The 16,699-nt window shown below is 71.5% G+C and carries 18 protein-coding genes; 8 read left to right on the plus strand and 10 right to left on the minus strand.

All coding sequences use genetic code 11. The features are described from left to right. A partial coding sequence (locus ABD743_RS21580) for an MFS transporter (protein WP_344723957.1) occupies positions 1–694 on the plus strand: 694 nt, incomplete at its 5' end. A gap of 114 nt (positions 695–808) precedes the next feature. Here ABD743_RS21580 and ABD743_RS21585 read toward each other — a convergent pair. Further along, a complete protein-coding gene (locus tag ABD743_RS21585) occupies positions 809–1,303 on the minus strand; it encodes a hypothetical protein (RefSeq protein WP_344723958.1) in 495 nt (164 codons plus the stop codon). A 409-nt stretch (positions 1,304–1,712) separates the two neighbouring features. Beyond that, a complete protein-coding gene (locus tag ABD743_RS21590) occupies positions 1,713–2,504 on the minus strand; it encodes an alpha/beta fold hydrolase (RefSeq protein WP_344724445.1) in 792 nt (263 codons plus the stop codon). 10 nt (positions 2,505–2,514) lie between these two features. Here ABD743_RS21590 and ABD743_RS21595 point away from each other — a divergent pair, with 10 nt between their 5' ends. Next, positions 2,515–2,757 (plus strand): hypothetical protein, encoded by a 243-nt coding sequence (locus ABD743_RS21595; RefSeq protein WP_344723959.1) that lies wholly within the window; start codon positions 2,515–2,517, stop codon positions 2,755–2,757. Here the strand turns inward: ABD743_RS21595 and ABD743_RS21600 are convergent. The 3 genes from ABD743_RS21600 to ABD743_RS21610 all read right to left on the minus strand — a co-directional run bounded on the left by ABD743_RS21600 (position 2,754) and on the right by ABD743_RS21610 (position 4,936). Further along, complete coding sequence (locus tag ABD743_RS21600) at positions 2,754–3,110, minus strand: MmoB/DmpM family protein (RefSeq protein ID WP_344723960.1); 357 nt, start codon at positions 3,108–3,110, stop codon at positions 2,754–2,756. The genes ABD743_RS21595 and ABD743_RS21600 overlap by 4 nt on opposite strands. A gap of 143 nt (positions 3,111–3,253) precedes the next feature. Beyond that, positions 3,254–3,946, minus strand: coding sequence for a TetR/AcrR family transcriptional regulator (locus ABD743_RS21605; protein WP_344723961.1), 693 nt, complete (start codon positions 3,944–3,946; stop codon positions 3,254–3,256). A 60-nt stretch (positions 3,947–4,006) separates the two neighbouring features. After that, positions 4,007–4,936 (minus strand): LCP family protein, encoded by a 930-nt coding sequence (locus ABD743_RS21610; protein ID WP_344723962.1) that lies wholly within the window; start codon positions 4,934–4,936, stop codon positions 4,007–4,009. Between the two features lie 516 nt (positions 4,937–5,452). Between ABD743_RS21610 and ABD743_RS21615 the strand changes: the two genes are divergently transcribed. Beyond that, positions 5,453–6,604 (plus strand): hypothetical protein, encoded by a 1,152-nt coding sequence (locus ABD743_RS21615; RefSeq protein ID WP_344723963.1) that lies wholly within the window; start codon positions 5,453–5,455, stop codon positions 6,602–6,604. 33 nt (positions 6,605–6,637) lie between these two features. Here the strand turns inward: ABD743_RS21615 and ABD743_RS21620 are convergent, their stop codons facing one another. Beyond that, positions 6,638–7,441 (minus strand): SDR family NAD(P)-dependent oxidoreductase, encoded by an 804-nt coding sequence (locus ABD743_RS21620; RefSeq protein WP_344723965.1) that lies wholly within the window; start codon positions 7,439–7,441, stop codon positions 6,638–6,640. A 488-nt stretch (positions 7,442–7,929) separates the two neighbouring features. Here ABD743_RS21620 and ABD743_RS21625 point away from each other — a divergent pair, with 488 nt between their 5' ends. Then, a complete protein-coding gene (locus ABD743_RS21625) occupies positions 7,930–9,753 on the plus strand; it encodes a hypothetical protein (protein ID WP_344723966.1) in 1,824 nt (607 codons plus the stop codon). A gap of 13 nt (positions 9,754–9,766) precedes the next feature. Here the strand turns inward: ABD743_RS21625 and ABD743_RS21630 are convergent, their stop codons facing one another. Further along, positions 9,767–11,377: a phytoene desaturase family protein gene (locus ABD743_RS21630; RefSeq protein ID WP_344723967.1), complete on the minus strand. Its 1,611-nt coding sequence runs from the start codon at positions 11,375–11,377 to the stop codon at positions 9,767–9,769. 246 nt (positions 11,378–11,623) lie between these two features. Here ABD743_RS21630 and ABD743_RS21635 point away from each other — a divergent pair, with 246 nt between their 5' ends. Further along, positions 11,624–12,085, plus strand: coding sequence for a peptidase inhibitor family I36 protein (locus tag ABD743_RS21635; protein WP_344723968.1), 462 nt, complete (start codon positions 11,624–11,626; stop codon positions 12,083–12,085). 163 nt (positions 12,086–12,248) lie between these two features. Here ABD743_RS21635 and ABD743_RS21640 read toward each other — a convergent pair whose 3' ends face one another. Beyond that, the gene (locus ABD743_RS21640) at positions 12,249–12,833 is read right to left on the minus strand and encodes a TIGR03086 family metal-binding protein (RefSeq protein ID WP_344723969.1); all 585 of its coding nucleotides are present in this window, start codon (positions 12,831–12,833) and stop codon (positions 12,249–12,251) included. A 152-nt stretch (positions 12,834–12,985) separates the two neighbouring features. Between ABD743_RS21640 and ABD743_RS21645 the strand changes: the two genes are divergently transcribed. Both ABD743_RS21645 and ABD743_RS21650 read left to right on the plus strand, forming a co-directional pair. Beyond that, positions 12,986–13,354 (plus strand): YciI family protein, encoded by a 369-nt coding sequence (locus ABD743_RS21645; RefSeq protein WP_344723970.1) that lies wholly within the window; start codon positions 12,986–12,988, stop codon positions 13,352–13,354. After that, positions 13,355–14,653 (plus strand): RNA polymerase sigma factor, encoded by a 1,299-nt coding sequence (locus ABD743_RS21650; RefSeq protein ID WP_344723971.1) that lies wholly within the window; start codon positions 13,355–13,357, stop codon positions 14,651–14,653. It abuts the gene before it with no gap. Here the strand turns inward: ABD743_RS21650 and ABD743_RS21655 are convergent. Beyond that, the gene (locus tag ABD743_RS21655; protein WP_344723972.1) at positions 14,606–15,484 is read right to left on the minus strand and encodes a LysR family transcriptional regulator; all 879 of its coding nucleotides are present in this window, start codon (positions 15,482–15,484) and stop codon (positions 14,606–14,608) included. The two genes, ABD743_RS21650 and ABD743_RS21655, sit on opposite strands and share 48 nt — an antisense overlap. 109 nt (positions 15,485–15,593) lie before the next feature. Here ABD743_RS21655 and ABD743_RS21660 point away from each other — a divergent pair, with 109 nt between their 5' ends. Continuing rightward, complete coding sequence (locus ABD743_RS21660; protein WP_344723973.1) at positions 15,594–16,469, plus strand: oxidoreductase; 876 nt, start codon at positions 15,594–15,596, stop codon at positions 16,467–16,469. Between the two features lie 20 nt (positions 16,470–16,489). Here the strand turns inward: ABD743_RS21660 and ABD743_RS21665 are convergent, their stop codons facing one another. Beyond that, a complete protein-coding gene (locus tag ABD743_RS21665) occupies positions 16,490–16,693 on the minus strand; it encodes a hypothetical protein (protein ID WP_344723974.1) in 204 nt (67 codons plus the stop codon). Between the last annotated feature and the right edge of the window lie 6 nt (positions 16,694–16,699).

The raw sequence follows: 16,699 nt of genomic DNA on the forward strand, positions 1-16,699 counted from the left end.
CCTCATCGGACTCTTCGCCGTCGTCATGCGCAAACGCATGACCGAAACCCCCGTCTTCACCCACACCACCACCGCCGGACCGCGCACTCCGATCCGCCAACAATTCTTCGCCCACCCCACGCTCCTGCTCCGCGTCATCGGACTCACCGCGGGCGGCACGATCATGTTCTACCTCTGGGCGGTCGCCGCTGCCCCGTTCGCCATCCAGCAACGCGGCACCGACCCATCCGGCGCACTCTGGGCCGCCACCGCCGCCACCGTGCTGTACATCCTGGTGCTGCCATTGTGGGGAGCGCTCTCGGACCGCATCGGTCGCCGCCCGATCTTCGTGATCAGCGCGGTGCTGCTCGGGGCGCTGCTCTTCCCGCTGGAAGGCCTGATCCAGGGCCAGGCCTGGCAGTTGCTGGTGGCAATGGGCGTGGCACTACTGCTGGGGGCGGGCACGTCCGCCATCGGTCCGGCGTTGTTCGCCGAGATGTTCCCCACCGGCATCCGCACAGTGGGCTTCGGCGTGCCCTACTCGGTGGCCATCGCACTGTTCGGCGGCACCGCGCCCTACCTCCAGGCCTACTTCGACCAGCGTCACGAGACAGCAGCCTTCTACTGGTGGGTGATCGCACTGACCGCCGTTTCCCTGGTGACGATCGTGCTTTCACCGGAGACCCGCGGCCGTGACCTGAACACCGTGGCGTGACGCGTGAGGGTCGCCCACACGCGCGCCGCCGACCGGGCGTAACGGGTGCGCGGTCGGCGGCAGGCTTCCTGTCCGCTCGGCGGCTTCGCAGAGAGCCGGCGGATGTCGATGGCGTTACGTTGCGGCGTTCCTATCCCGCTTGATCGCCTTCCGCATGGCCGCCGGGCTCTGCCCCGCCAGCACGGTGGAGGCCAAGGACTCGCGCACCTGGCGCGCGGTCATGTGGCCCCGACCCTGCGGGCCGAGGTAGCGCTCGCCCTCCGGGCCCTCCCGGTACTCGAGGCTGGAGGTCACGGGGTAGTACCGCGTGGCCTTGCCCCGCCGGACCGCCTCCCACCACTCCTTCCGCACGGCCAGATTGCACGACTTGCACTCCAGCCTGCGGATGAAGAGGCCGCTCGACTCGTCCACATCGGAGAACACGATGCCGGCCTCGCGGATCGTGGGCCACCAGTGACGGCCACGCTCGCGACAGATCAGGACACCATCCGACGACCGGTCGACGTAGGCGTCAACGTCGTCCTGGTCCATCTGGAACCAGCCGCCCGCTGCGTCCCCCTGCTCACCCTGAATCGACAGGGGCAGCTTGCTCACATTCGTCTGTGCCATATCTCCTCGGCGGTTATCACCCGTAGCGTTCAGTCAGTCGGCGTCAGCTTCACACTGCCCGCCAGCCAGACCATGGTATGAGCAAGCTGTACCCCCCATACCAGCGAGTGCCCATCTCATGTCTCGTGATTCTGATTGCATTGCTCAAGAACCGGTGATCTTGGTGGACCGGGCTGGTCGAGGGTGAGTCGATCAGAGCCATCCGTTTGTCGAATGCCGGCCAGGTCCCTGCCCCGGAGACCGTCGCGCCGCACGGAGGCGATCGCACCGGTAAAGGTCACGGGCAGGGCGACCGGAGCCGGCGTGTTCGGCAGGGGCGAGGAGGGGCTTCCGCACGAGATGATGTCGAGTTCGCGCCCACGCGCACGGCCTCCAGCGCGCCGCTCGGATCGGCGTGAAGGTCCGGTGATCAGAACCGCGTGAGCGGGTGCGCGGCGAGAAACCGCAGAACAGCGGCGCTCGCCTGCTCCCGGCGTTCCAGGAAGTAGGCATGCCGGGCTCCCTCGATCAGGTACAACTGCGCGCCCGGAATCCGTGCGGCCAGCCGCGACCCGTTCTCCGCCGGGCTCAGTTCGTCGTCGGTGCCGTGTAGCACGAGTGTCGGGGCAACGATCCCCGGAAGCGCATCCCAGGCGTCGTGCCGGGCGCTGGCCCGCCGATGTTCGCGACGAGCGCGCTCGGTCATACCGTCGTCACCGAGCACCGGGAGCGGACCGGGATGTCCCCACCGCCACTGCGGCCCCACCATGAGCGCGATCAGTGCCTCGCCTGCGGTGCCCGCCACGCTCAGCGGCCGTAGGGCGTCCGGGTCGGCCGGGACGGCTCCGGCGCCGCCGCCGGTGGTGCAGCCGAGCACGAGCGCACCGACCCGGTCCGGGTGGTCCGCCGCGACCCACTGCGCGACCCGCCCGCCCATCGACGTCCCGTACACGTGCGCGCGTCCGACGCCCAGCTCGTCGAGGACGGCCATCACGTCGCGGGCGAACCGGCGGGTGCCCCACTCCGCGTGCGATGGGCTGTCGCTGGTGCCTGTGCCCAGACAGTCGATCGCGATCGTCGTGTACGACGCGGAGAAGTCCGCCCGTATCCAGTCCCACCAGTGCCGGGAGTTGGCTTGTCCGGCGAGCAGGACCAGCGGCTCCCCCGCCCCCGCGGTGTCGAACCCGATCCGGGCGCCGTCCGGCGCCGTCGCATGCAGCATCACGGTCCCAGTGAACGACACGACCATGGCGGCCGGGGACACCGGACTTGCGGAAGAAGCAGGTGTCGACCTGGTCGCGCCCCGCAATCGCGGGGCCGAGGTCCTCGCCGCCGGACGTGAGTGGCAGAAGCTCGAGGACGTCCAAGGCGTCGGCGAGTCTGCGGTCGCCACGATCACCCGGGCAACCCGTACGGGAGGGGCCTCCACCACCCACCGCGACGAAACCGCGGCGGGCGGGCCGCTTTCGCCCTAGCGACGGGTTTCGCTCCATTCCAATGCGGCGGTGCGGCCACCCTGCGAAACCACCTTGAGGTGGTCGCCGTCGAGTTTCACCGTTCCCGTCGACGCGACGAGCATCGATTTCAGCTGCGCGATCCCGAAGCGGCGACCGAGGTGCCAGCGGAGCGTGTCCACCGTCACCAGCAGGGAGCCGGTCGCCCATATCTCCACGAGATCGCCGTGGTCGACAACACGCAAGTCGGCATCCGAGTTGTCGTCCCGGAACGCGGATATGACGTGATCGACGCGGCCACCGCCGGCTCGGAGAACGAGCCCGACCAGGCCGGAGGTCGTGCTGAAGCCGGAATGCACGACGTGTGTCGACACAGAGCTCGACCCCGCTTCCATCCATCGTTCGACTCACCGGGGTCCGAGGTGCCGGGTTCCATTCGACCCAGAATGCAACGATAAGCACATATAACAGGCCCGCGCAATCACACTCACACTTGCCGGGCACGGTGCGCCGCGCTTCAGATGGAACCGGACTCCACGGAGCGGCGGGGGGTGCTGCCGTCGAGGAGAAGCGTGAGCAACTTGTCGACGACATCGTCCGTGGGGCGACGGCACAGCACGCGGTAGAGAAGAGTGCCGGCGTAGACGTCCTGCAGGAGTCCGGCGTCCACATCGGGCGGGAGATCACCCCGGGCGGCGGCGTCCTCGATCATCTTCTCGAACGTGGTGCGCCCGGCCGCGAACGGATCCGCATGCCCGGCCTCTCCCGAGGCGTCCTGCAGGAGATCGCCCGCGAGCGCGAGGAGGGTCGTGACGAGCGGGGCCCGCAGGTGCTCGCGGGTGGCTTCCATCGCCGCTCGGATGTCGGCCCGGACGTCACCCGTGGGCTCCGGGGGGTCTGCCCGCTCGGCGTCCACCGCCTCGAGCACGAGTGCACTCTTCGACGGCCACCATCGATACACCGTGGTCTTGCCGACGCCGGCCCTGGCCGCCACGCCCTCCACGGTCAGCCGGTAGTAACCCACTTCTTCGAGGAGTTCACGCGTGGCGGCCAGGATCGCCTGGTGCGACTCCTGGCTCCGTCGACGACCAGCGCGTCCCTCTCGCTCGCTGCTGGTCGTGATCGCGTCCTCCTCGGTGGTGCACCCGTTCTGCTTCGCGGGACTATAACGGCACCAGGCGCCCCGATCGAGGGCCTGATGTCCGCACAACCCGCCCGTTCTCCCGAGGGCAGCCCGGCTGCGGCTTCCGCCGTACGGCGGTGCCCAGGCTCACCCGCTCGCCGCATCGAGCAGGTCCTGAGGATGCAGTGCCGCATAGTCAGCCGTCGCGTCGCTGCGCAGAGCGGTCCACAGCTCCGCCGACCGGACGGGGTCGAGATGGGCCACCGACTGCGTGCCGTACCGCTCCCGGTTGGCGACCGGCGCCACCAGCGACATCACACCGGGACGGCGGAACGCGGCCATCAGCGCCACGGAGCGCAGGTTGCCATCGCTGAGGGTGGTGTCCATGCGGAGCGACCGGCTGAGCTGCTCCAACAGTTCGTAGTACGCCGGGAGGTCGGTGAGGGTGGCGGGAGAGGCCAGCTCTCCGAACACCGCGCGCAGGACATCCTGCTGACGCTCGGCACGTCCGAGGTCGGCGTCGGACTGTGGCCGCACGTAGACCAGCGCCGCCGCCCCGTCGAGGTGGCCACCGCCCCGCGGAACGTCGATGCCGTGGGTCGCGTCGACGACGGGACCGAACCGGGCGAAGTCGACGGTGACGACGTGGTCGATGTGCACGGCCGTGAGCTGCTCGACGGCACCGATGAGGGGGCTCGGGTCGTCCTCGGAATAGGCGGAGGCGATCGTGCCGGCCCCCCTGCCGGGAATCTCGACCCAGCTGTCGTCGGGCAGCGCAACGATCGTGGCGCGGCCGCGGTCGGGGCTGAGGTGCACCAGCAGGACGGCGTCGCCCTGCGCCGAGGGCTCCACCCGCGTGTCGTCGCCGATCAGCAGGACGGTCAGTGCGGCAGTGTCGGGCGGCCGGACGCCCGCGGCGGGCGAGTCGAAGGCCGGGATGCGGACGATGTTGTCGGCGATCCGCTCGGTCAGCAGGAACACCGACGCGATGACGAGGCCTGACAACAACGCAACCCCCAGTACGGCGAACTGCAGGATCCGGCCGCCGCGCCGACGAGAGTTCGTGGATTTCGCCATACAAGCACTCCCGTTCATGACCGGTTCGAGCACTACCGCATCAGGAGACTTGCCGATACGATTCGTATCGTACCTCTCTGAAGAGGTGCGCCAACGCCATAAACAGCGATCGAGACAGATACAGCTCCCCGTTTCAGGTCAGCCGCGGCGATCCTCGGATGGCCCTATCGGGGGGTGACTTTGCGTCATCCCCCATTCGAGGTGCGGAAGCGCGATAACCACGCATAGTCATCATGAGCGGAGAGGCGGATAGGCCGTTCGACTCCCGATACATACCGAACGGCGTACTCCGCGGGGAAATTCGTCGGTGAGCGGTGGCTAATAGGGGTTGAGGGGTCACCTCAGCTATTCAGGTGAGAGGCGGCCGACGAGCGGGGATCCACTAGCCGGGGCACGACAAACGCGGGTAGGAAGGCGATCTCGACCTTCGATCGTCCACCCCCGCGAAAGGCCCTGAGCGTGGAACTGCGTGCCCGGCCGCCCGGACATCGTCATGCATCCTCGAACACGGTCTCGGTGGCCGAGCTCGTCGTCCGCTGCTCCGGGCGGGAGCACCCAGCGCACCCGCAAGTGAAGTACGGGCTGGAGACGACCATCTCGGTGGCCGCCCTGCTGCGCCGGGAGGGCCGTGGTCCCCATGCCGCCGACCGACCGCTCAAGCCGCGCGGACACTCCCGGCCCGCCCCCGAGCATCACAACCAGTCTCGGCGCAACGCCCGTAAAGCCGCAGCCGCCGCCGGCGCCTTGTTCGCCGCCGGTGCGGTCTTCAGCAGCGCCGCGGTGGACACGGTGGCGAGCCCGCGTGGAGATTTCGACTTCGCCACGGGTCCAGGCGGCCTGACGGCAAGCGACAGCACCGTCGCGCCGGCGGAGGCCGCCGCACCGGCACGCCCGAACCGGACGGTCGCGCTCACCGCGGCGGTGCAGAACGTCGGGCCGGTCCCTCCGGGCGCGTCCGGCGACGGGTCGATCTCCGGTGCCGGGCCCGGCCTCGCCGTGGACTTTCTCGGCAAGCGGGCTGGACAGACGAGCGCAGGCACCCGCTCGGCGCCCGCCATCTTCCAGAGCGCTTCCCGCGCTGGCGCGCCGAGCGTTCTCACCCTCCTGCTACCCGAGGTCCGCACGCCCGCCGTCGAGGTGGTGGCACCTGTCGTGGTGGACCTGCCGATCATCGGTCCGGTCGCAATGCCACAGGTCGACCTCACGGAGGGACGGATCAGCGCCCCGGCAGTCACGATCTCCCGGCCCCGGGACGGCGGCGTCGATGTCGAGATCGCCGACGTCGCCGTGGTCGCACCCGACGTCGCCGTCACCGAGGTGACGGCAGGGCTCTCCCGGGTTGTCTCGGGCACCTCCCGGATCACGGGGCGCGACACCAACCGCGACAGCACGCAGCTGGACACGAGGTCAGGCGCGGACACGACGAGGGCCGCCGCCCCCGATGGACCGCTGAGCGGCACCCGGGCCGCCTTACGGGACGTCATCGTCGGAGAGCGCGACGCCTCCACCCTCCGCGTGCCCGCACCTCGCGAGCCCGATCGACGGGAGCGCGCCGTCCCGGCCGAGCGTTCGGAGCGGGTCGACGACGAGCGCACCAGCCGCGACCGCGTGCGCAACGCCGCCGAGTCGGCGGGGGCGGCAGTGGGGCGCCTGCTGGGCCGGAAGTGACCAGCTCCGCTCACGCCGCCGTCGCAGGCGGGCTCAGCTCTTCGAGGCCTCCGGCTGCCGGTCGGGGACGGTGCGCATCTGCCCCCGGCGGTGCCCCGCGATCCGAGCCAGCCCTCGCAGTGTGCGACGCGGCGTCTCAAGGGTGTGGACCACCGCGCTGTAGAGCAACCCGGGCGTGGACACCGTGCGTCCGCGCGCCAGATCGGCGAGGCACACGTCCACCACCGCGTCGGGCTCCAACCACATGATCGACGTGCCGGCAGGCTCCAGGTCCCGGTGCTTGCCGGTGCGCAACCGGCCGGGGACGAGCGCGATCATGCGCACTCCCGTGCCGGCGAGCGATGCCTCGACGGTGTCGGTGAAGGCGAGCATCCACGCCTTGGTGGCCGAGTGCGCCGACCCTGACGCCGAGAGGTATCCGGCGAAGCTCGCGACGTTCACCACCGAGCCCCGGCCGCGTTCGACCATGCCCGGCAGCACGGCGTGGGTCAGGAGCATCACGGCGGAGACGTTGACATCGATCTCGGTCTGCAACGAACCGCGATCGGCGATCCGGAAGTCGACGCCGGTCTCGAAGCTCGCGTTGTTCACCAGGAGATCGACGGGCCTCCGCGAGTCGGAGAGCCGGCGCTCCACCGCGGCTCGATCCGAGGGGTCGGCGAGGTCGGCGGTGAGGACCTCGATCTCCACTCCGAGGCGAGCCGCGTCGCCGGCCACCCGCTGCAGACCGACGGAATCGCGCGCGACGAGGACGAGATCGAATCCGTCGCGGGCGAGGCGATGGGCGAAGGCAGCGCCAAGTCCACGACTCGCGCCAGTGACGAGCGCTGTTGGCATGGCGGCACTCTACGGCCGGATCCGAGTCGATCACCCACAGGGGCCTCTGGAACACCGTGGCCCCGGCGGACCGGCGGCGGTCGGGCGTCGGTCGGGGTGCTTGCTGTATGTCGCACTAATGGCCCTCACCGGCCGTCACACAGGGCCATCTCGTGCAACCGAGCGGTCGGCGTGTCGCGAGCGGCCGGCCGACACCCCGCACGACGTCCGGCCTGTTCAGGGCGGACACCCGCACGAGCAGCGGTCAGACCTCCACGCCGAACGGTAGCCGTCCAGCGACAAACGGTTATTTCCGCTGTTCAGGTGAGACGCGACGAACGGACGAACGGCACCTAGCAGGGAGGTGACGAACGCGGGTAGGAAAGCGAACCCACCCCCAGGAATTCAGCTAGATCGAGCTCGACCGACCGGAGAGGCCTCGAGTGGAACCGCGCCGCCGTCCCACAAGACACCATCAGGGATCCCCGACAACGGTTTCCGTCGACGAATTGATCATCCGGTGCGGCGAGTGGCAGGCCGGACCTCCCCCGGGGGTGGACTACGGGGCGCCGGCGACGATCTCGGTGGCGAGCCTGCTGCGGCGAGAAGGGCTGCGCGGTCCGCACGCGGCGGAGCCGCGGCTCCAGCCGCGCGGGCACTCCCGGCCTCCCGTCGAGCCGCCCCCGCCGCCGCGGCACAGCCTGCGCAAGGCGACCGCGGCCGCCGGTGCGCTCTTCGCGGCCGGTGCGATGTTCGCGACCGCAGTGGTCGAGACTGTCGTGCGGGCTCCGGGTGGTGGCATCGAGTTCGCGGACGGCGACCTGGGCCATGACGTCCGGGGGGACGGTCCGGCGGCGGGCAGGCAGTCCGACGCGTCGAGGAACTTCACGTTCTCCGTCGAGCGGGTGTTCGCTCCGGCCGCGCTGGTGCAGCCCAGCCCGTTCGTCCTGCCGCAGCCGGACGCAGAATCCGCCACCGGCGTATTCGATGGCCTCGGCGCAGCGCCCGACCCGTTCGACCTGTTCGACGGCCGCAGCGGTCAGCTCGCGGAGGGGGCCGGCGCCGCGGCAGGTGGCGTCGGCGGGGACTCGGCTCCCGCCGGCTTCCGCCCGGGCACCGGATCGGGGAACAGCGGTCCCGTCATCACCGCGCCCGGAGGCGGGGGCGCGGAGGGCGGGCCGGGTGTCAGCATTCCGCTCCCGGACCTCGGCACACCAGGGATCCGGATACCGGGCGGTGTCATACCGGGCCTCCCGGGCGGTGGCGGGGGCGTAGCTGTCGGTGGGGGCGGCGGGATTCGCACACCACAGATCACGGTGTCTCCCGGGGAGGTCCGAACTCCGGGCCTGGGGCTGTCGGGCGGGGGCGGGAGCATCCGGGCCACGGTCTCCGACACCGCTCTGATCACCCCGAACGTCGGGGTGTCGGAGGTGGAGGCGGGCCCCGCACGGCTGTCCGCGACCGAGGTCGGGCTGCCCGACCTGCGGCTCACGGGCGGGGGCGCCACCCTGTCCCGCGACGCCGCGCCGCAGGTCGCCGTGCCGGGGGTCGCGCTGTCGGAGACGAAGCTGGTCACTCCCGACGTCAAGCTCGGCCCGGTACGGGTGCCCTTGCCCGACGTGAAGCTGTCCGAGGTGACGGTGCCGCAGCTGAAGGTCGACGTGAGCAAACCCGGAGCGGCGGTCAGCGATGCCGCCACCGCGGTGGTGGGCACCGTCGAGCAGGTCGGCACAGGCGTGGTGGGAACCGCCACCGACGTGGTCGGCCAGACCGTCGGCGGGGTGGGCGAGACCCTCGGCTCGTTGACCGGGGCCGGCCGCTCACAGGACACGCCCGCATCCCGCACGACGGCACCGCGCGCCGAGAAGCGAACCCTCGGGGCCGTCGGCGACACCCTCGGCTCCCTCACCGGGAGCAACCGTTCGGCGAAGGAGACACCCGAACCCCGCGCGACCGGCAAACGCGCCGACAAACCCACACTCGGCGACACCCTCGGCAGCCTCACCGGAAGCAAGCGCACACAGAAACAAGACGCATCCAAGCCCCGCACCACCGGCAAACGCGCCGACAAGCCCGTCCTCGGCGCCGTCGGTGACACCCTCGGCGCCCTCACCGGCTCCGGGCGTTCGCAGGAGGGATCGGGCAAACGCAGCTTGCGTGCCGACAAGCGGACCGGCGACTCGGGCAACGGCTCCGCCCGCTCCGAGAAGGCCACGACCCGTTCGGACAAGGGCTCGGCCCGTTCCGAGAGCAGCTCGAAGAAGAGCTCATCCGGGGGCGGGAAGCGCAGCGCCGTCGGCTCGGCCCTGAGCAAGGTGCTGGGCCGCGGATGAGAGACACCCGCGCCTACGAGCGCGGCGGAGGATCGCGGTAGAGCAGCTCCAGCGCCGCGGAGGTGACGCGCCGGCGCAGCGCGCCGAACGCCCCGTGCTCACCGAGGGCCGCCCTCGCCGCCAGCCAGCCGCAGACTCCGTGCACGCCGCCACCCGGATGCGCGGAGGCGCTGCCCAGGTAGAGCCCGTCGATCACCGTCTCGGCCCGCCCCAGCCCGGGCACCGGGCGGAACACCAGCTGCTGGAACAGCTGCGCGGTGCCACCGCCCACCGCGCCACCGACGAGGTTCGGGTCGGCGTCCTGCAGGTGGCGCGGTCGCTGCACCACGCGATGGAGCACGCGGTCGCCGAACCCCGGCGCGAACTTCTCCAGCACCGCGTCCACCCGGCCGGCGAGCTCGTCGGCCGCCGCATCGTGGGCCACCCCTCGAGGGAGGTGCGTGTAGGCCCACGCGCTCTCCGTGCCGGCGGGTGAGCGGGACGGGTCGGTGGTGGTCATCTGTCCCAGCAGCACGAACGGTGCCGCCGGGACCGTTCCCGACTCGATGTCGGCCGACCATCGCAGCAGGCCGCGCCCGTCGGCGCCCAGGTGCACGGTGCCGGCCCCGGCGACGTCCGCCGACCGCCACGGGATCGGGCCGGCAAGCGCCCAGTTGACCTTCACGACCGGGGTGTCCCACACGAAGCGTTGCAGGTCGGCGAGCAACCGCGAGGGCAGCACTCCGGGATCCAGCAGGTGGCCGTAGAGGGCAGGCGCGGCGACGTCGGCGACGACCGCGCGGCGGGCCCGCACGGTGAGTCCGCCGGCCGTGTGCACCGCTACGGCGCGACCGGCACGCACGTCGATCCGCTCGACGTGCTCTCCGGTTCGCACGTCGGCTCCCGCGGCTGCGGCGCGGCGATGCAGAGCCGCGGCCAGCTCGCCCGCACCACCGACCGGGGCGGGGAACCCGTACTGCTGGCCCAGCATGGCGAGCAGCCAGCCGTACACCCCGCTCACCGTGGCGTCCGGGGGCGTGTCGCCGTGCACGGCGTTGCCCGAGAGCAGCAACCGGGCCTGCTCGGACGCGAAGAGCTCCTCCCCCATCCTGCCCGCGGGCAACGCCAGGAAACGGGCCAGCCGCAGGGCATCCGCGGTGCCGATCCGGCGCAGCAGCTGCATCGGCCCGCGCACCGGCGGGAACGCCGTGAACAGCGACCGTAGGAAAGCGTCGCCGACCTGGTCCCATTGGCGGCACAGCCGCAGCCACGCCTCCCCGTCACGCGGGTCGTGCACGGCCAGCCCGGCCGCCGTCTGCTCGCGGTCGCGGTGCAGGACCGCGGCCGGCCCGCCGTCCGGGCGCGGTGGGTGGGCCAGCACGTTCGCCGCGTGGGCCCAGCGCAGGCCGTGGCGCTCGGGCTCCAGCGCGCGCATCACGGGAGACGCGGCCGCGAGCGGGTAGAACGCGCTGAACAGGTCGGTGGTGAAGTCCGGGTGCAGTCGCGCGGAGCGGACCGCGCCGCCGACCACGTCCGCGGACTCCAGCACGCACACGTCCCAGCCCGCGTCGGCGAGCACGGCGGCGGCCACCAGACCGTGGTGACCGCCGCCGATCACGACAGCGTCGGTGACGAGGGTGGGCATGGGCCAACTATCAGCCGCCGCGCACCAACCGGCACCGCGGAGGTGTCCGGAGCCTCATCCGGCTCGGCCCCGGGGCTCAGGTGGGCTGCCCGCGAACGGCTTCTGCCCGCCATTGACCCATTTCGCGATTCGCCGGCGGGTTCGTTGTGTGCGTCACATCCCCCGGGTGAACCGCACAGATGATCTCTGCCGTGTCTGGGCACGTCAGCCGGTACAGCAAATGATGTGTCACACGGAAGGACTGAAATGTCTCGCATCTGGAGTCGGCGCTCTCTGGGACCCGCGGCTCTCGGAACCATCGCCGCGGTCACACTGGCCCTCGGCGGCCTCACCGCGGGGACAGCGATCGCCGCACCGGCAGCCACCATCTCCGGCGACGTGACCACGACATCCGCGGCGATCGGCTGGGTCGTCCAGCCCGCCTCCGCTGCTGCGAGGGCTGCGGGCCAGCCCAACGAGTTCGATGTCTTCGACGACCCCAACTTTCAGAACGGGTCCATCGACCTGAAGAACGTCAGCATTCCCGACCTCACCGACTCCGGCCTCAGCGACGGGTTCTCGTCGGCAGCCAACAACTCGAGCACCCAGATGTGCTTGTTCACGGACGCGAACTTCCAGGGTGCGCGCCTCACGTTCCCCCCGAACACACAGATTCAACAGTTCAGCCCGGCCACCGACAACAAGGTCTCTTCGGTGAAGCCTTGCTGACGTCGTGAGGCTCCCGACGGCTCCCCGGTGCTGAATCCCGCAATCGACCTCGGGCGGCGGGACTCGGCGGATCCGTTCACAGCGCTCCGGGTCGCTGGACCGTGTCCGCCGAGACCCGCCCGGCCCGGAGTCCTGATGATCCGGCGCGCCGGCTCAGCCCTTCTCAAGTCACGAGCGCCGACGCGTCCCGGCCGAGGTAGGCGAGGAACCGCGCCTGCTCGTCCGCACCGGGAGCAGGGGTGATCTCGGGACCGATCCCGCCCGGCGCACGCAACTCGAACTGCCGCGACCAGGTGAAGCAGCCGGAGACGAGATCGGGATCGAGCCGGACGGCGAGCCCGGCGGGGTGGCCGATGTCCCAGGTGTGCGCCAGGAAGTCGGTGGTCAGCACCGTCAGGAACCCCTCGAGGGGGATCTCGCCGAACGCACGTGTCGACATGACGCGGGCGAGCGCCTCCGGCGTCAGGACGGCGTCGGCCGCGGCCCGCGCCGCGCGCCAGGCGCCGAGCGGGTCCGCACCGATCAGCTGCCCCGGGTTCGGTGCTCCTGGCCCTCCGGTCTGCGACGCGAAGGGCCGTCCGGTGGCGGCATGCAGCACCAGTTCCTGGCCCCACACGACGTGACCGAGCACGTCGCGGGCACTCCACTCCGTGCAGGCGGACGGATCGTCCCAGCTCTCGGGCGCGATCGCGGCCACGATCCGGTCGAAGCCGTCCTGGGCGCGCGCGTAGCGGTCCGTGGTGTTCACCCGTTACTCCTCGGGGTCGGGGAATCTAACACCCCGAGGACGAACGGGAGAGACCGGAATCGACATGCACCGGGTGTCGATTTTCCGGGACGCTGTTCGTCCTCGGGATGCGGCTACCGTCCGGTGGACCGCGACGCTCACGGGAGGTTGCGATGCGCTACATGCTGTTGATCTACGGCTGCCAACGACCGGAGTGGAACACCCCGGCGCATGCCGACAAGATCGCGGCCGTCCGCGCCTTCACGCAGAAGTGCGCGGAGGACGGCGTGCTGCTGGCGGCGGATCCTCTGCACACCACGGAGACGGCGACGACCGTCCGCGTGCGCGACGGGGAGGCGCTGATGACGGACGGGCCTTTCGCCGAGACGGCCGAGCATCTCGGCGGGTACTTCATGCTCGACTGCGCCGACCTCGACGAGGCACTCCGCTACGCCGCGCTCTGCCCGATGGCCGCGGAGGGGTCGGTGGAGGTGCGGCCGATCCTGGAGCTGGAGCCCGCGGCCGCGCGGGTGTCCGGGTAGGTGTCCGAGGCCGGCGACGTACTCGATCGGGTCTTCCGCACCGAGCGGGCCCGCGTGCTCGCAGCGCTGATCCGCGGGCTCGGCGACTTCGAGCTCGCGGAGGACGCGCTGTCGGAGGCGGCTGTCACCGCGCTCGGCCGGTGGCCGGTCGACGGCGTGCCGCGTGATCCCGTGGCGTGGCTGGTAACCGTGGCCCGTCGCACCGCCCTCGACCGCATCCGCAGGGCAGGCGTCGGTGCGGCCAAGTACGAGCAGGTCGCGCGGGCGGCCGGGAACGGGGTGACCGCCGTGGACGAGCTGCCGGACCGCCTGCCCGACGGCCTCGCCCGCGTGGGCGACGACCGGCTCAGCCTGCTGTTCACCTGCTGCCACCCGGCGCTGGGCCCCGAGGTGCGCGTCGCCTTGACTCTGCAAGCCGTCGCCGGACTCAGCGCGGCCCAGATCGCGCGGGCGTTCCTCGTCGGCGAGGCGACGATGGCCCAGCGATTGGTGCGGGCCAAACGCAAGATCCGCGACGCGGGGATCCGCTTCGCCGTGCCGGATGACGCCGCGCTCCCCGACCGGCTGGCCGCGGCGCTCGCCGTCATCTACCTGGTCTTCACCGAGGGCTACCTCGCCACCGCGGGCGCCGACCTGCTCCGGCCGGATCTCACCGCCGAGGCGATCCGGCTGGGCAAGATGCTCGCCACGCTCATGCCCGACGAACCCGAGCCGCTCGGTCTCGTCGCGCTGATGCTGCTGCAGGACTCACGACGGGCCGCACGCACCGGCCCGGACGGTGAGCTCGTGCTCCTCGACGACCAGGACCGCAGCCGATGGGACCGCGCCGAGATCGACGAGGGTCTCGCGCTCGTCGAGACCGCGCTGCGACGTGGCCGACCCGGGCCCTACCAGCTGCAGGCGGCCATCGCCGCAGTGCACGCGGCGGCGGGAGCGGCGGCCGAGACCGAGTGGCCCCAGATCGTCGCGCTCTACGACGAGCTGCAGAGGCGCCACCCGTCGCCGGTGGTGGCGCTCAACCGGGCGGTCGCCGTGGCGATGGTCGAGGGCCCGCAGCGGGGGTTGGAACTGCTGGACGGGATCCGGGGCCTGGAGCGCTACCGCCTCTTCCACGCCGCACGTGGTGACCTGCTGCGCCGGCAGGAGCGGGTGGCCGAGGCCGTGGTGGCCTATCGGCAGGCCCGGGAGCTGGCAGGCAACCAGACCGAACGCCGCTTCCTGGACGCCCGCCTGCGCGAACTCGGTGACCGATCACCCGGCAAGCTCGCGGACGACGCCGGCGAACCCGCGCACGAGTGAGCTGTCCTCGCCCTCCAGCCAGGCAAGCGCCACCCGCAGCGGCTCGGCGTCGAGGAGCGGCACCCAGACCAGATCGGGACGCACGTAGTACCGGGCCATGCTCACCGGCGCAAAGCAGATTGCCGTTCCTTCGGCCACCTGCTCCAGCATCTCCTCGACGTTGTCATTGGTCGGTCCCCAGCGCGGGGCGGACCCGTCCGGCCGGGGGTTGACCGCCCACCAGTCCACCCACTCCCGCGGCGCCCGCTCGGTCCACAGGAGCGGCTCGTCCCCGACCTCGAGCAGCGAGACACCCTCGCGTCCGGCGAGCCGATGCCCGGTGGGCAGGCCGACGACCCGCTGCTCGATGTGCACCACCTCGGCGTGCATACCGGTGACATCGGCCGGCAGCCAGAGGAAGGCCACGTCCACTCGTCCGTCCCTCAGCGCGGCCGCCTCCTGCCCCCAGTCGAACCGCTTCGGCTCGACGCGCACACCCGGATTCCGCCGGGCGAACTCGGCGCGCGCCCTGGTGGTGAGCTCGCCCGCTCCGCTGGCCTCGAAGCCGACGCGCAGCACTCCGGTCTCCCCGCGGCGGTGCCGCTCGGCGGCTGCCACCACGCGATCGGCGTGCTGCAGGACGCGCCGCGCCTCGGCCAGGACGTCGCCTCCGGCCGCGGTGAGGGTGACGCCTGCGCGGTGCCGGTCGAACAGCCGCACCCCGAGCTCCGTCTCGAGACCCTTCAGCGCGTACGACACCGCGGGCTGGCTGACGTACAGCGCCTCAGCCGCACGTCCGACGTTGCCGGAGTCGGCGATCGCCACCAGGTACCGCAGCTGGCGCAGCTCCATGCAGCGATCATAAATCCTCTTTATGGCTGCTGTGACGTTGTGTCTTGGACGTCGGGTGCCGGCGGCTGCGACAAAGGGGGCAGGCAACGCAGACCGAGGAGAAACCCGAATGAGCATCAGCAGCGCCGACCCGGCCCCCGTCCGCGAGGCGAGCGGCCGCGTGTGGCTGATCACCGGCGCGTCCTCCGGATTCGGCCGGGCGATCGCCGAGGCGGCGCTGGCGGCCGGCGACACCGTTGTGGCCGCGGCCCGCCGCCCGTCCGCGCTCGACGACCTCGTGGCCGCTCACACCGGCCGCGCGGTCGCCGTCCGGCTGGACGTCACCGACATCGCGGCGATCACCGACGTGGTCGCCGAGGTAGTGCTCTGGTACGGGCGCATAGACGTACTGGTCAACAACGCCGGGCGCGGCATCATCGGCGCCGTCGAGGAGACCACCGACCGGGAGCTGCGCGACGTCATGGAGCTGCACCTGTTCGGCCCGGCGGCGCTCACCCGCGCCGTGCTCCCGCACATGCGTCGGCAGGGCTCGGGCGCCGTCGTGCAGATGAGCAGCATGGGCGGCCGGCTCTCGTTCCCCGGCGTGTCCGCCTACTCGGCGGGGAAGTTCGCGTTGGAAGGGCTGTCCGAGGCGCTCGCAGCCGAGGTTTCGCAGTTCGGGATCCGGGTGCTGATCGTCGAGCCGGGTGCGTTCCGCACGGGTTTCGCCGGCGGGGACGCCCTCTTCCGATCCGCCGCCCTCCCGGCCTACGACCACGTCGTCGGCCCGTTCCGCGACGCGCTCCCTGCAACCGACGGCAAGCAGCCCGGCGACCCTGCGAAGGCGGCTGCCGCCATCCTGGCCGCCCTCGACGCCGAAGAGCCGCCGCTGCGACTCCCGCTGGGCAACGACGCCGCCGACGCCATCGCGAAGCACCTCGACGACGGCCGGGCCGAGTTCCAGGCGTGGGAGCTGGTCAGTCGCGGCACCGACATCGACGGGTGACGCCCAGGGCGCCGCTCCGACTACTGCTCGGCGGTGCGCTCCCCGTTGGCATCGAGGCCGAGCATGGCGAGCATCTCGGCGCAGTCGACGGCGTCGAGGGACCGGCCGGCGACCACCCGGGCGGCTCGGCGGTTCTGCAGGTCGTGCACCACGGCCTGTTCGGCCTGCGCGGCGGCGAAACGGCCGTTCTCGGCGGCGTGGGTGGGGTTTCCGGTCCAACTCATGTGTCC

This window comes from Pseudonocardia yunnanensis (genome assembly GCF_039534065.1).
In the GTDB taxonomy this organism is placed as follows: domain Bacteria; phylum Actinomycetota; class Actinomycetes; order Mycobacteriales; family Pseudonocardiaceae; genus Pseudonocardia; species Pseudonocardia yunnanensis.